Source organism: Phyllobacterium sp. K27 (assembly GCF_054796155.1).
In genome coordinates this window covers 410,768-424,587 of sequence record NZ_JBTWND010000004.1, presented here as the reverse complement: position 1 = coordinate 424,587, position 13,820 = coordinate 410,768, and the positions used below count along the sequence as shown (strand labels likewise).

At 56.4% G+C, this 13,820-nt stretch carries 12 protein-coding genes and 1 pseudogene; 2 read left to right on the top strand and 11 right to left on the bottom strand.

What is annotated here, in order from left to right; all coding sequences use genetic code 11:
* Positions 1–11 precede the first annotated feature (11 nt).
* On the bottom strand, positions 12–884 hold the full coding sequence (locus ACYJL1_RS23495; RefSeq protein WP_460899514.1) for a phosphoribulokinase: 873 nt from the start codon (positions 882–884) through the stop codon (positions 12–14).
* Between the two features lie 9 nt (positions 885–893).
* Positions 894–1,943, bottom strand: coding sequence for a class 1 fructose-bisphosphatase (locus tag ACYJL1_RS23490; protein ID WP_460899982.1), 1,050 nt, complete (start codon positions 1,941–1,943; stop codon positions 894–896).
* 113 nt (positions 1,944–2,056) lie between these two features.
* On the opposite strand from ACYJL1_RS23490, the gene ACYJL1_RS23485 reads away from it, so the two are divergent.
* The gene (locus ACYJL1_RS23485; RefSeq protein WP_460899513.1) at positions 2,057–3,025 is read left to right on the top strand and encodes a LysR substrate-binding domain-containing protein; all 969 of its coding nucleotides are present in this window, start codon (positions 2,057–2,059) and stop codon (positions 3,023–3,025) included.
* A gap of 74 nt (positions 3,026–3,099) precedes the next feature.
* On the opposite strand, the gene ACYJL1_RS23480 is transcribed toward ACYJL1_RS23485, so the two are convergent.
* The 8 genes and pseudogenes from ACYJL1_RS23480 to ACYJL1_RS23445 form a co-directional block, all read right to left on the bottom strand.
* Positions 3,100–4,758: an ABC transporter ATP-binding protein gene (locus tag ACYJL1_RS23480; RefSeq protein WP_460899512.1), complete on the bottom strand. Its 1,659-nt coding sequence runs from the start codon at positions 4,756–4,758 to the stop codon at positions 3,100–3,102.
* Positions 4,755–5,657 carry an ABC transporter permease gene (locus ACYJL1_RS23475; protein ID WP_460899981.1) on the bottom strand — a complete coding sequence of 301 codons (903 nt, stop codon included), beginning with the start codon at positions 5,655–5,657 and terminating at the stop codon, positions 4,755–4,757. Before ACYJL1_RS23475 ends, ACYJL1_RS23480 begins: the two co-directional genes overlap by 4 nt.
* Before the next feature lie 25 nt (positions 5,658–5,682).
* Entirely contained in the window at positions 5,683–6,597 is a 915-nt protein-coding gene (locus tag ACYJL1_RS23470) for an ABC transporter permease (RefSeq protein WP_460899980.1), read from the bottom strand.
* A gap of 79 nt (positions 6,598–6,676) precedes the next feature.
* A complete protein-coding gene (locus tag ACYJL1_RS23465) occupies positions 6,677–8,176 on the bottom strand; it encodes an ABC transporter substrate-binding protein (RefSeq protein ID WP_460899511.1) in 1,500 nt (499 codons plus the stop codon).
* A 75-nt stretch (positions 8,177–8,251) separates the two neighbouring features.
* The gene (gene kdgD / locus ACYJL1_RS23460) at positions 8,252–9,157 is read right to left on the bottom strand and encodes a 5-dehydro-4-deoxyglucarate dehydratase (RefSeq protein WP_460899510.1); all 906 of its coding nucleotides are present in this window, start codon (positions 9,155–9,157) and stop codon (positions 8,252–8,254) included.
* 61 nt (positions 9,158–9,218) lie between these two features.
* A complete protein-coding gene (locus ACYJL1_RS23455; protein WP_460899979.1) occupies positions 9,219–10,004 on the bottom strand; it encodes a FadR/GntR family transcriptional regulator in 786 nt (261 codons plus the stop codon).
* A gap of 323 nt (positions 10,005–10,327) precedes the next feature.
* Positions 10,328–10,903 (bottom strand): SMI1/KNR4 family protein, encoded by a 576-nt coding sequence (locus ACYJL1_RS23450; RefSeq protein ID WP_460899509.1) that lies wholly within the window; start codon positions 10,901–10,903, stop codon positions 10,328–10,330.
* 66 nt (positions 10,904–10,969) lie between these two features.
* Positions 10,970–11,414: pseudogene (locus ACYJL1_RS23445) on the bottom strand (LysR family transcriptional regulator); the annotation flags it as partial.
* 153 nt (positions 11,415–11,567) lie between these two features.
* On the opposite strand from ACYJL1_RS23445, the gene ACYJL1_RS23440 reads away from it, so the two are divergent.
* Complete coding sequence (locus tag ACYJL1_RS23440) at positions 11,568–12,218, top strand: hydrolase (protein ID WP_460899508.1); 651 nt, start codon at positions 11,568–11,570, stop codon at positions 12,216–12,218.
* Positions 12,219–12,614: 396 nt separating this feature from the next.
* Here ACYJL1_RS23440 and ACYJL1_RS23435 read toward each other — a convergent pair whose 3' ends face one another.
* Positions 12,615–13,610 (bottom strand): GlxA family transcriptional regulator, encoded by a 996-nt coding sequence (locus ACYJL1_RS23435; RefSeq protein ID WP_460899507.1) that lies wholly within the window; start codon positions 13,608–13,610, stop codon positions 12,615–12,617.
* Positions 13,611–13,820: the final 210 nt, after the last annotated feature.

The window sequence follows — 13,820 nt, the reverse complement described above, 5'->3', positions numbered from 1 at the left end:
CAGTGTCTCCCTCACGATGCCCGGTTTTTGCGTTCGATCAGTTGCATGATCAGCGGTGTCAGGATGAGTTGCATGGCCAGATCAAGTTTGTTGCCGGGGACGACAATTGAATTGGCCCTCGACATGAAAGAATTATTGATCATCGAAAGCAGATAGGGGAAATCGATACCCCGTGGTCTGGCAAAGCGGATAACGAGCATTGATTCATCGGGCGTGGGTATCCACCGCGCAATGAACGGGTTCGATGTGTCGACAATCGGCACGCGCTGGAAATTGATGTCAGTCAGGGTAAACTGTGGAGTAATGTACCGGACATAATCGGGCATACGCCGCAGGATGACATCCATGACCGCTTCCGTGGAATAGCCGCGGGTGGCACGGTCCCGATGGATTTTCTGTATCCATTCAAGATTGATGACGGGAACAACTCCAATCTTCAGGTCCGCATGCCGGGCCAGATTGATATCTTCGGTTACCGCGCAACCGTGCAGCCCCTCGTAGAAAAGCAGATCGCTGGGATCAAAGCCGCGCCATTCGGTAAAGGTTCCTGCCGGTGTGCCATAGAGCTCCGCTTCCGCATCGTCATGGATGTAGGTGCGGGTTTTGCCGGTCCCCTTGCGACCATATTCTTCGAATGTCTCATCGAGCTTTTGCAGTTCATTGGCACTGGAATTGAAATGCGTGAAGTTTGGATTGCCCTTGTTTTCCTCTTCCGCGACCTTGGCCTTCATCGCGTTGCGGTCGTACTTGTGGAAGGCATCGCCTTCGATGAAAGCGGCCTCAATGTTCTCGCGGCGGAATATCTGCTCGAAAATCCGCTTGACGGAGGTGGTTCCGGCGCCTGAGGATCCGGTAATTGAGATGATGGGATGCTTTGCAGACATGTTTCCTCCTCAGACCCGGAACAGGCCGCGCTTGCTGAACAGGGGCGCGCGTTCGCCAATATTGCTGGGTTCCGAATGATACCGACCGATGCGGGCGACTTCTCTGGATGAGCCGAAGACAAGGGGGACGCGCTGATGCATGGACTTGGGGATCAGATCGAGAATGCGTGTCGCCGTATCGGTTGCCGATCCACCGGCTTGCTCAACCAGAAAGGCGATGGGATTGGCCTCATAAATCAGCCTGATGCGACCATCCCCGTAGCCCTTGCGGTTGTCGCCGGGATAGAGGAAGACGCCGCTGCGCATGAGAATGCGATAGGTTTCAGCGACCAGCGATGCAATCCAGCGCATGTTGAAATCTCTTTCGCGCGGACCTTCCGTTCCCTTGAGACAATCGTCAATATAGAGCCGCACAGCTTCATCCCAATAACGATAGTTGGCAGCATTGATCGCAAATTCATGCGACCTGTCGGCAATGACGACACTGTCATAAGCCTGGACAAAAGTACCCAGGCGTGAGGAGAATACGAAGATGTGCGTTCCGCTTCCCAGTGTCAGAGCCAGTGCGAGTTGCGGCCCATAAATGAAGAAACCGGCAGCGAGCTGGCGTTCGCCTTTCTGAAAGAAAGAAGCGCCAGGCTCGCTGTCGGGCTGGCCAACCACCGGGAGGATGGAAAAGATAGTCCCTATCGAGACATTGGTATCAATATTGGAAGACCCATCGAGCGGATCAATGGCAAGTGCCAGAGGGGCGTCAGGATCGAGCAGCGCCGGATGCGCCAGCTCCTCTGAACCATAAAGGGCAACCGGCGCCTGCCGCATGGACTCCAAAAACATGTCGTCGGCCAGAATATCGAGCGCCTTCTGGGCATCGCCATCGGCATTCTTGCTGCCACTATTGTGTGAAAACGCCTTGCCCAGCACGCCCTGATTGATTGTATTTCTGATCTCAACAGCCGTGATCGCCAAGCGGCGCACCACTTTGGAAACCGGGATGTGAATGGTGTCGTCGCCGTCGGCAAAGGTTGCGAGAAAGGCCTCCAGTGTCGCTGTCATGATATTCCTCCCCGCCTGATCATGGTCGGGTCAGGCCAGGGTTATCGAAACAGGGAACTTGCACTAAGTAAAATTTATTATATTTACTATCTCAATAAAATAAATTAAACATAGCCATGCGCAACCTGACTTTAAAGCAATTGCGAGCAATACAGGCAATCAGACTGCATGGCACAATCGCCGGTGCCGCGAACGCGCTTGGCCTGACGCCCCCTGCGGTCACGATTCAGCTCAAGCTTGTTGAAGAAGAGGCGGCACTTATCTTGTTTGACCGGACAAATGACGGCCTTCGTCCGACACTGGCCGGGCTAGCCTTCCTTGACGCAGCACAGATGCTGGAAGAGCGTCTGCGACTGCTTGAGGACGAAATCGATGCGATCAAGGGACTGCGCGTTGGCAGCCTGATACTGGGCGTGGTTTCAACTGCAAAATATTTCGCACCACAGCTAATGGCGATTTTTCGCAAACAACATCCGAATATCGCCATAAAGCTGGCCATCGGCAATCGCGCCGAGACGATTGCTGCCCTTAAAAGCCATGCGGTCGACATGGCGCTGATGGGGCGCCCGCCCAAGGATATTCCGCTTCGTTCAACCGTGTTCGGGGATCATCCGCTCGTGATGATCGCCGCACCGGATCATCCGCTTGCCAAATCCCGCGACATTACCAAGGAGCGTATCGCCCAGGAGCACTTCCTCGTCCGTGAGCCGGGCTCCGGAACACGGATATCTTTGGAGATTTTCTTAAGTGAACTGCCCGGTCGGCTCGACGATCTTGGCACTGAGATGTCATCCAATGAAACGATCAAGCAGGCCGTAATGGCAGGATTGGGTATAGGTTTCATCTCTGCACACACGATTGCGCTCGAACTGGAATTCGGCAAGCTGGCGATCCTCGACGTCATTGGCATGCCCATACGCCGCCAATGGTTTTCGGTTATAAGAACAGACCGCACGCTGTCACCCGCCATGAAGGCTTTTCAGGACTTCCTGACCCGTAAAGGGGCTCAATTTCTCCCGTCTATTGACCGGCTTTATCCTGCTTCAAGCGTCTGCAGCCCTGCCAAGGACATCGAGACCCAATGATGGCCGTCCGTAAATCGAATATCGCCTCTGATGGCATCCAGATCGGGATCATTTTGCGGCAGAACGCTCATTATTCAGGTAACGGCTGGTGCCACTGGTCGATTGGCAATCCATTTCGGTTTCGGCACCGCACTGAGCAGCGCTTGCGTGTACGGGTGGCGGGGGGACGCGAACAACGCTTCGGTCTCATTTTCCTCCACGATCTTTCCCTTCTGCATAACAATCACACGGTCTGCAAATTCGCGCACGATCGGCAGATCATGGGTAATAAAGAGGTAGGAAAGGCCGAGGCGCTGCCTCAGCTCACTCAGCAACTCTATCACCTGCATCTGGATGGAGACATCAAGAGCCGATACGGCCTCATCACACACGATCAGCTCGGGATCACTGGCGAGTGCCCTTGCTATGGCGATACGTTGCCTCTGGCCGCCGGAAAACTGGTGAGGATGACGGTCGGCGTGCTCCGCTTTCAACCCAACAAGCTCCAGCAACTCAACCACACGATCGTTCCAGCGCCAACGCGGCAGGATATCCCGGTGGATCGCCAGCGGCTCGCAGATGATTGCCCGTACATTCATCCGCGGGTTCATGGAGCCGAAGGGGTCCTGGAACACCATCTGGACTCGCCTGCGAAAACCATTGAGTGCCTTGCCCTCGAGCTGGAAAATATCCTTTCCGGCAAACAGTGCCCTGCCCGATGTCGGATTGTTCAGTCGTAGAAGCATGCGTGCGATGCTGGATTTTCCCGATCCGGATTCGCCGACAATTCCAATCGTTTCTCCACGATGCAGGACAAACCTGACATCGTCCACCGCCCTGAATTCTCGCTTGGGCAAGAAGAGGCCGGAGGTCAGCATATAGTGCTTGCTCAGGTTTTCTACCTGTAAAAGGACGTCGCTCTCGACCGCCCGACGCGCGCTCTGTCTTTCCGAGCTTCGTTGCGGCACGGCCGCCATCAGCCGACGGGTATAGGCGTGGCCCGGACTGGTAAAGACCTCCTCGGCCTTGCCGCTTTCCACAACCTTGCCGCCATTCATGACGATGATACGATCCGCCATGGCAGCTGCAACCTCAAGATCGTGGGTGATCATGATCAAGGCCATGCCGGTTTCCCGCTGAAGCTCACGCAGCAGGTCGAGAATCTGTGCCTGGACACTGACGTCGAGCGCCGTCGTCGGTTCGTCCGCGATTAGAATGTCCGGTTTAAGGGCAATCGCCATGGCAATCATCACGCGCTGGCGCTGTCCGCCGGAAAACTGATGCGGGTAATAGTCGATCCGCTTTTCTGCTTCAGGGATGCCAACCCGTTGCAGGAGCTGGACGACTTTGTCGCGCACAGCACCCCTTTCACCTTCGCCGTGACTCTCGAATACCTCGGCGATCTGCCGTCCGACGGTGTAGACCGGATTGAGATAGGCAAGCGGATCCTGAAAGATCATGGCGATACGCCGGCCGTTCAACGCGCGCTGTCCTTCCTCATCAAGGTGCGAAAGGTCAATACCATCGAACACCAGCGAACCGGAGACGACATCGCCCGGTGGGCAGTCGATCAGCCCCATGGCCGCTCCGGTGCTGACGCTCTTGCCCGATCCACTCTCGCCAAGGATGACCAGTGTCTCACCCGGGCAGACATAGAAGGAGACGTCATCGACAGCGCGTACAGGGTCAGCCTCCGACAGGAAGTCCACCGTCAGATTGTCGATCCGGAGAATGGGTTTGTCCGTCCCGGTCATCGGCTGGACTTTCGCAGTGATTGCAACCGCCAGCGCTGAAGCGGATCGGCAACGGTCCGGGCCCAGCTGGCGAGGATGTTCAGGGAAAGGGTCGTCAGAAGAATTGCCAGTCCAGGCCAGAAGGCGATCCACCATGCCGATGCCAGATACCCACGCCCGTTGGCCACCATCGCGCCCCAGGTAAAATCTGGAGGCTGAATGCCAAGGCCGAGGAAACTCAATGAGGATTCGGCCAGGATCACAGTTGCAAAGTCGATAGCCGCGATCGTTACCAGCGTTGGAAGGACCAGAGGTGCGATATGCCGAAACAGGATGCGGCGGGAGCTTGCGCCCATGGACAACGCAGCACTCACGAACATGCGCTCGCGTAGTTCGAGCACTTCTGCCCGCGCCGTTCGGATGAATATTGGCATGCGCGTGATCGCCAGAACGATGACAAGATTCATCATGCTGGGGCCGAGTGTATAAAGCACGATCAGCGCGAGCAGCAATGAGGGAAAACTCATGATGACGTCCGCAAGACGCAGGATGGCATGGCAATACCAGCGTTCCGAATAACCGGCAATGAGGCCAAGTGTGCCGCCAACGAACATCGAAAAAAATACGGCTGCAGCCGCGATGCCGAGCGTGTTCTGCGCGCCGACGATTAGACGTGCCAATATCGGTCGGCCAAGTGTATCTGCACCGAGAAAATAGATAAATCCCTGCTCGAGCGAAAAGGGTGGCAGATTTCGCTGCCTCAGACCCAGCCTGCTCGCTGCTTCGCCGACAAGCAGAGGCCCAAAAACCACGCAGGCAATAAGCAGGATCAGGAAGAGCGCTGCGCACAATGCAAGCCTGTCACGCCTGAGGTAAATTGCGAGCTGGTGTAGATTTCCAGGCAGTTTCGGCAAGGGCATCGTCCCGTCGACCATATCGAGTTCCTCAGTAGCGAATGCGCGGATCGAGAGCGACGTAGAGAAGGTCGATCGCGATATTGACGATGAAGATGGCGATAGCCGTTACCAGGATTGTCGATTGCACGACGGCGAAGTCGCGCTGAATGATCGAGTCAATCATCAGCTTGCCGATGCCAGGCCAGCCGAAAATCGTTTCTACAACTACCGCGCCATTGATGAGACCAGTGGAAAGATCGCCGGCAACGGTAATGACCGGCAGCAGGGAATTGCGCAACGCGTGTCCAAAGATGATCCGGCTGCGCTTCATACCCTTCGCGTGAGCCGTCTTGATGTAGGGGGCGGCAAGCGCCGAGATCATTGTACCACGGACCACCTGAACCAGAAGACCGAATGGACGAAGCATGAGCACGACGATCGGCATGATCCAGTGCAGGGCAGTACCTGTGCCGGAGGTGGGCAGCATGCCCAGTCCGACGGCAAAAACGAGGATTCCGACAATCGCGATCCAGAAATCGGGCATGCTGGCACCGGTGAGCGAAACCAGGCCGGCGACGCGATCGAACAGGCTTCCGGGGCGCGCTGCGGCCAGCGCGCCAACGATCACAGCAAGAACCGTAGAGAGCGTCATGGCAAAGGCGGCGAGTTTCAGGGTGGCTGGGAACGCCTCGAGCGCTACCTCTATCGCCGAGCGGTTCTGGCGCAGGGATTGGCCGAAATCCAGAAAAAGGAGGTTTCGCAGATAGTGCAGGAACTGTGTATGGATCGGCTGGTCCAGACCATTCAGGCGCGCGAACGCCTCGCGCGCTTCGACGCTCGAGTCCAGAGGCAAGTAGAGCGCAGACGGGTCACCGGTCAAACGCGTGAGGAAGAAGACAAGCGTTAGCAGACCGATCACCGAGATGGTGCTGTGATACGCCCGTCGGCCGATATAGCCTAACATCATACGGAGCCTTTGGATTCATCTGGAGTGCGAACGAACGCGAAAAACAGCTTCCGCGTTGTTCCGGAATCGGAATGATTCAGTTCCTCAGACCTATATTGGCAAGCGGTATTTCGCTGTTGGTGGTGATGTCCGGCTTCCAGTTCAGCCTTGTTCCCACTCTTGTATAGCCGATCATGTGGAACATCGGAATGTCCACCGCCAGTTCGCCGTGAACCTTGGAAAAGATCGCCTTGAACCTTGCCGAACGGTCCTCGCCGGTCGCAGCCATAGCATCGGCCACATCCTTGTCGAGCTCGGTATTGCTCACGGTCGAATAGCTACCGGCCGAGGTGTAGAAGATCGGAATGGTAAAAGCGGCGTCACCCTTGTTGTTATCGTGCATCATTTGCAAGAGGTTGGGGCCGCGCCCTTCCGGGAAGGGCTTTTGCAGATAACGCAACCAGTCGTTCACATCGAGCATTGTGAGTTTCACGTTCAGGCCGACATCCTGCCACATCGCCATCATGGCTTCCATGGCTTCCGAGCCGTTCGGATAGATACCGTTGCGCCCGATCAGCTCGATTTCGGTATCGACCGGAACACCGGCTGCCCTGGCTTCGGCAATCAGTTCGCGTGCCTGCGCTGCATTGAAGGTCCAGGCAGCCAACGCATCATCGTGACCATTGATACCCTTGACGACCATTTGCGAAGCACGCTGCGCATCCTTGCCGAAGAGCTGGGAAAGGCCTTCCCAGTCGATGGCAAGGTTCAGCGCCTTGCGGATACGAACATCATCAAGCGGGGCGAACCCTGCATCAATGCGGATCGCAGTGGTCTCCGAGTTCAGATAGGCGAAATCCGTTTCCGGATTTGTTGCATCCTGGATTGCAATCGACGGCGTCAGGTCGGCTTCGCCGGTTTGGACCATCGCCGCTCGGATCGCGGATTCGGGACGCCAGACATAACTGGCTTTCGCAATGGCCGGTTTCTTGCCCCAGTAGCCATCGAATGATTCCAGTACAACGGTTTGGGATGTAAAGCTTGAGAGCTTGAAGGGTCCGGTGCCCACGGGGTCGTTTACGGCCTTGTCTGCCGGCGTATTTGGAGAGACCACCATGATCACGCTTAGCAGGGTCGGCAAAATGGGTTGAGGCGTGTCGGACTTGATTTCAACTGTAAGGTCGTCGATTGCGGTGACGGTGAGCCTGGCGTCACCGAACTTGGCAATATTGCTGCACGTTACCTTGCCGCCCGTCATCCGTTCGATGGAAAACTTGACGGCCCCGGCGTTGAATGGGGCACCGTCCTGAAACTTCACGCCCTCGCGCAGCTTGAACCTCCATGTATTGGGGTCGATCTGCGTCCATTCAGTTGCCAGACCGGCTACCGGCTGACCGCTGGCCGGATCGATATTGGTCAGCGGCTCGACGACGTTACGGCTCAATATCTGGCCGACATTGGTGATAATTGTACCACATGGTTCCAGGGTTGCCGGCTGCTCCGGCAGAACGATGTTGATTTCCGCAGTATTCTGCGCAGCGGCCGAGCCGGTCCAGCCAGCAATTGCCATAGCGATAATGCGAGACGTCGTTTTCATTACATTCCTCCCAGATGAAACGGTGAGTATATCAAGGACAGGCGTTATCCTCCCGGCACCGACCCAACCTGCCGGTCAGCCGCCCCCGGCGGCAATCAGTTCGCGCAGTATTTCCCGTTCCTCGCCATCGAGATCCGTCAGTGGCGGGCGCACGGGACCGGGCCCATATCCGACGAGGTCGACACCCGCTTTGATGATGGAAACCGGGTACCCAGCCTTGCGGTCGCGCAAAGCTGCAAACGGAAAAAAGAATGTGCCAAGTATCTCTTCCATGACGGTTTTGTTCCCGGTGCGCATTGCGCGATAAAAGCGCTGCGCCAGTTTCGGGACGAAATTGAAAACCGCGGACGAGTAGGTCGTTACGCCGACCCCGTTGAAACCTTCCGCGAAGAGCTCGTGAGTCGGCATGCCGCCAATGTAGCAGAGCCGATCACCAAGCTTGGCCGTGACATGTCGCACGAGGTCTACCTTGCCCGTCCCATCCTTGAACCCGACCAGATTGGGGCAGGCATCTGCCAGGCGCGCCACTGTATCTGCGTTGGCCACCGAATTGGCGCGGTTGTAGAGAATGACGCCAAGGCCAGTTGCATCGCAGATTGCTTTTACATGGGCAAAAATACCCTCCTGCGGCGCTTCGGTCAGATAGTGCGGCAGGAGAAGAATACCATCTGCGCCTGCGTCTTCGACGATCCTTGCTGTCTCGCGGGCAAGTGACATGCCATAGCCGCACCCGGCTATGATCGGAACTTCGCCCGATACGTCCTTCGCCGCACGAGTGACCTGTCCGACTTCAGCGGGCGACAGCGAGAAAAACTCGCCGGTACCTCCGGCGGCAAACAGGGCAGCTGCTCCGAAGCCCGACAGCCATTCAACGTGCCGGCGGTAACTGTCCAGATTGAGCTGGTAGTCCGGTGTGAAGTGCGTGACCGGGAAAGACAAGAGCCCTGAACCGACACGCGACTTGATTTCTTCAGGCGACAATACATTTCCTCCCCGACAGATGCTTTCTGTCGGGGATTCATATGATGACTTTCAAGATGAGTCAACCAGACTCATCATCTTTTTGATTGTATAGCCATGATGTCAGCGAACGATAGCGCTTGATACCGGTGACGAGATGGCGGCGCATGGCCTCTCGCGCCCGATCCGGATCCCGCGCCATGATTGCCTCGGCGATTTCGCGATGTTCGCCAAGAATAGATTCATCCCTGCTGGGCAGCGGGTCTACCCCGCCCATGACCGTACGAAACTTCACGCGAGGAATCATGCGTCGGCCTATGTGCTCAAGAAACATGCGAAAGCGCGCATTGTTCGTAGCCGCGGCGATCGCCATATGGAACTGGAAGTCTGCCTCGTCCGTCGGCCTGCCTTCTGCGACAAGACCTGCGAAAAGATTGACTTGCGACTGAATTTCCGCCTCTTGCGCCGGAGAACTGCGGACTGCGGCGAGCGCAGCAGCCTCCACTTCGATACCGATCCGAAGCTCCAGTTCCTCGATAATGTCGGAAATCCTGTTCGTTTCCTCTGTAAACAGCCGCAGGCCCGGGTCACTTTGGCGCGGCCCGATCACGAACACGCCCGAGCCATGCCGGGAGTCTACCAGGCCGTCGGTACGCAGCACGGCGATAGCCTCACGCACCACAGTGCGGCTGAAACCGAACTTGTCGATCAACGCAGGCTCGGTTGGCAACTTATCACCCGGCGCATAATAGCCCGCCTCTATTTGCCCACGTATGGCATCGGCGACTTGAGAGGATAATGACGGGCGCCCGCCTGATTTCTTCTTGTTTGACGTGCGCCCACCCGCACCAGATTTTACTAAGTTCATCATATGACCTCGACCAATACTTACACCATCATCTTATGGGAACGGTTGACGGCGGTACAGGGGTACAATTGGAAAAAGCTGTGACGGCTGTCGGCGTCAGCCGCAGCGGTGCCCGCACTTGAATTTCGTGTGTACTCCTCGACCAAATGTGCGGCGGAGGTCTGAGCGAAGCCCTGCCCGATGAACGCGCACCTCCTGGCATCGATGTCACGATCGGTCGCACTGACTTTCGAATTCTTCGATCTCGTGCGGCGGAACCGGCTTTTCCGGACGGCCCATGGGATCGGGCTTCTCCAGGAGTTGTTGCAAGCTCAAGCCCATAATCATGCTTTCTTTGGCGCTCCGAGGGCCTTGGTCAGGCCTTTCTTGCTGTTGATCTGACTGACGAACTCAGTGAAGTTATCGGCCAACGTCGCAACTTGGTCCCAACCATATCCATCGCTGCCGAAGGGCTTGGTCTTGACCTGGAGATACCGAATCTTGCCGAAATTATCCTTCGACAGATCGAGCATGGCGTGGCCGTAGCCGCTATCGAAAGTCAGCGGCGCAAAATTCTCCGGAATACGCGCACCGCTTCCTGCGCCAAGATAGGATTGCCGGGACTCCAGCACCCCCGCCGGGCCCACGATTTTGCCAATTTCGGCGTTTGCGCTTTTTCCCGTTTCCCATATCGCCCGGGCATAGAGCTTTTCGAAATCGTCGGTCCAGATCGTGAACTCGCCAAAATTTCCGACGAACTCCAGATAGTCGGCCGGTAGATCCAAGCCCGTCTTTGACTTGAATTGCTCCGCCTCTTCGGCGCCGACTTCTTTCCAGCGCGCACCGAATTCATCCGGCGGATAAGCCTTGGCCTGTTCATAGCTTGCGAAAAGCGTGGGGTTGAGCGACTTCAAGTCCATTTTCTATCCTTCAGAACAATTCGGAATTGACGAGAGAATTGCCACCGACATGGGAGACGCCGCCCTGGAGTCCTGAAGGTAGCCGACCCGGATCGCGCAGTCGAAACCTTCTGCAATGAGGTCGACGAAGCGATCGCTGTAGGAGGTATGGATCTGGAGCAGAGGGTGCTGATGCGCCATTTCCGCAAGCACGGGGGCGAAGTGGGTCGGGCCAAAAGAAAGCGGCATGGCAACTCTCATGCGTGCGCGCAGATCACCGGTTGGGAGGATTGTTTCCCTGGCCGTGTCGATCTCGGCGCTGGCTCGGGCGGCATGATCGGAACGTGATCCCCGCTTCTGTAAGCGCGGCACCACGGTTCGTTCGTGCCAGAAGCTGAACGCCGAGTTCTGCTTCGATCCGGAAAAGCCGCCGACTGACGATTGACTTGGAGACGCCGAGTCGGCGTGCGGCAGCCGATACGCCACCGGCATCGGCCACTGCAACGAATGTCTGTAGATCTTCTATGTCCAATTCAGCGTTCCTTATTTCGCGACACAGCTTGCCTGACTATGGCACTACCGCATCACCAAAAGAACAGCAAATTGCGTCCAGGCACCGCCGCCCACTGGCGTATGTCTTTCGTGAACCCATTGCCGTCCAAAGCGGCAGAGAAAGGAAGTCTTGATGATCCCTCGTAACGGCCTTGATTCGCTTCTTCGACCCGAAGACTCGGTCCTCGTTCTGATCGACCACCAGCCCTACCAGCTGGCGAACCTGAACAGCCACGACCCGCAAGCTGTGGTCAACAGCACGACTGCGTTGGCGAAGCTGGCGAAAGCCTTCGATGTTCCGACGATTCTCACCAGCGTGATCGCGGGGCGCGGCGGACTTCTCTTCAAGCAGATCACCGACGTATTTCCGGACCAGGAGGTCATCGACCGCACCTGGGTGAACACCTGGCAGGACGAGAATGTGGTGAACGTCGTCAAGGCGACCGGCCGCAAGCAGCTGATCATCGCCGGCCTGTGGACCGAGGTCTGCGTCGCAATGCCTGTGATCCAGGCCGCCGGCGAAGGCTGGGACGTGACCGTGATCACCGACGCGTCGGGCGGGATTTCCAAGGAATCTCACGAAGTTGCCGTCCAGCGGATGATCGCTGCCGGTGCGAACCCGATGACCGTGATGGCGCTCGCTGGCGAATGGCAACGCGATTGGGCGCGCACCGGGCATGTCGAGCAGCTGACCGAGATACTCATCCAGCACTTCGCCGGCAGCGGCATCGCGTATCTTTGGGAGCAGCAGTTGCTCAACACGCCTGCGCCAAGCGAAGGCTGATTTCTGCCGGGGATGACCAGGGTCTCGATCTACTTGACCGCTCGTCGACCGACGTCATCCCTTCCAGCACGCCCAAGGACCAGGAGAGCGACGTCACCTATCCGAACTTCCAGATTAGTCTTGGTCCCGCGGCGTAGTTGTCAATGCCAATGCCCCCTTTGTTCTTAGACGCTCGGGTCACGATATGGACGATGTCGCAAAACTTGCTGAGTGGAGGTAACTACAAACGATATGATCTTCATTGTCCGTTTTGGAGGCCATAGCGGTCATGGAAACGAGACGAATGGATTCGAACAACACGCGCCACAAGTTCACCACCAGAACTCTTGCCACTGGCTCCTGATATGTGACGCCCTGTACAGATGCCGATAATGGCCTATTGTAGCCGCCACAACGTCATGCGATTCCTCTTCCTCTTGCCGTGGCCCTAACCTGCGAAGGTGTCTGTCCATGAACACGTTTAAAAGATCTAGTGAAATGCGAATGATCGTCAAAACCCACATCAAGGGCGATTTCAATCATTGGCGACTTCGTTTGTATCAGTAAGTTTTTTGCCCGTTCCATCCTGATCTTTATATATGCCTGCCCTGGCGACATCCCCACCTTTTCACTAAAAAGGCGTTCGAGCTGGCGACGTGACAGGCCAACGGAACCCGCCAGACCATCCAACGATAGTCCGCGATCGAGTTTCTGCTCCATCATGATGAGAGCGGCATTCACTCTGTTGTCATCGCTTTCGTGGTGGAGCGGTCGCCTTGGTTGAATGTCATATCCTGAACGCACATTCTGGATTTGAAGGACCTCGAGCGCATTACGCTCGGCATCTTTTCCTATGTACTGCCTCACTATCGATGCGGCGAGGTCAGCGCTGCTGGTTCCCCCCGCACAGGAACCCCTTGATTTAGCCAGCGCGAAGATAATGTCGGATCGTGCACTGTGATCCGGAAACCGGTCATGGAATGCCTGAAAATGCAGCCAACTGACGCATGTTTCATGATCTTTCATAAGCCCTGCTTCGGCGAGGATGAATGAGCCCGTACAAAGTCCAATCAAACAAACGTTCTTTGTGTCGGCATCTTTCAGAAAGGCGACCGTTCTTGAGTCTATCGGCTCTTCAACAGATAGCAGCCCACCAACCACGACAATGCAATCAAACTCGGCAGGATCAGAAAGACCTGAGGTTGGGGCAACCTGAATTCCACAACTTGCCGTGATGAGATGCTGCGTGCTTGCCAAGACCTGCCAGTCTGCCGAAACGCGGCCCGACCGGTCGAGTTCATCGCTCGCCAACCGAAGTGTATCGGTAAATAATGCAAAGGCAGACAGCGTGAATGATCTTGCAAGGATGAAGCCAATTTTCAGTCTCTTGCCTTTGATAGTTGAACGCTGCATTCAATTCCCGCCCCAAACAGAAGACCAAGCCCCAAGCCTTTCGAGAGCGGTCTGATTTCCGGCAGGGGCTAGATTTCTACCGGACACCGCGATTAAAATCAGTATGTACATTTCACACAATACTGCAGCAGCGGTGCTCTGGCCCGGCGCTGTCAACCTCCGGTCCAATCACAGTCCCCCATTGCGCAACAACGCAAAGCCTGTCGGCAG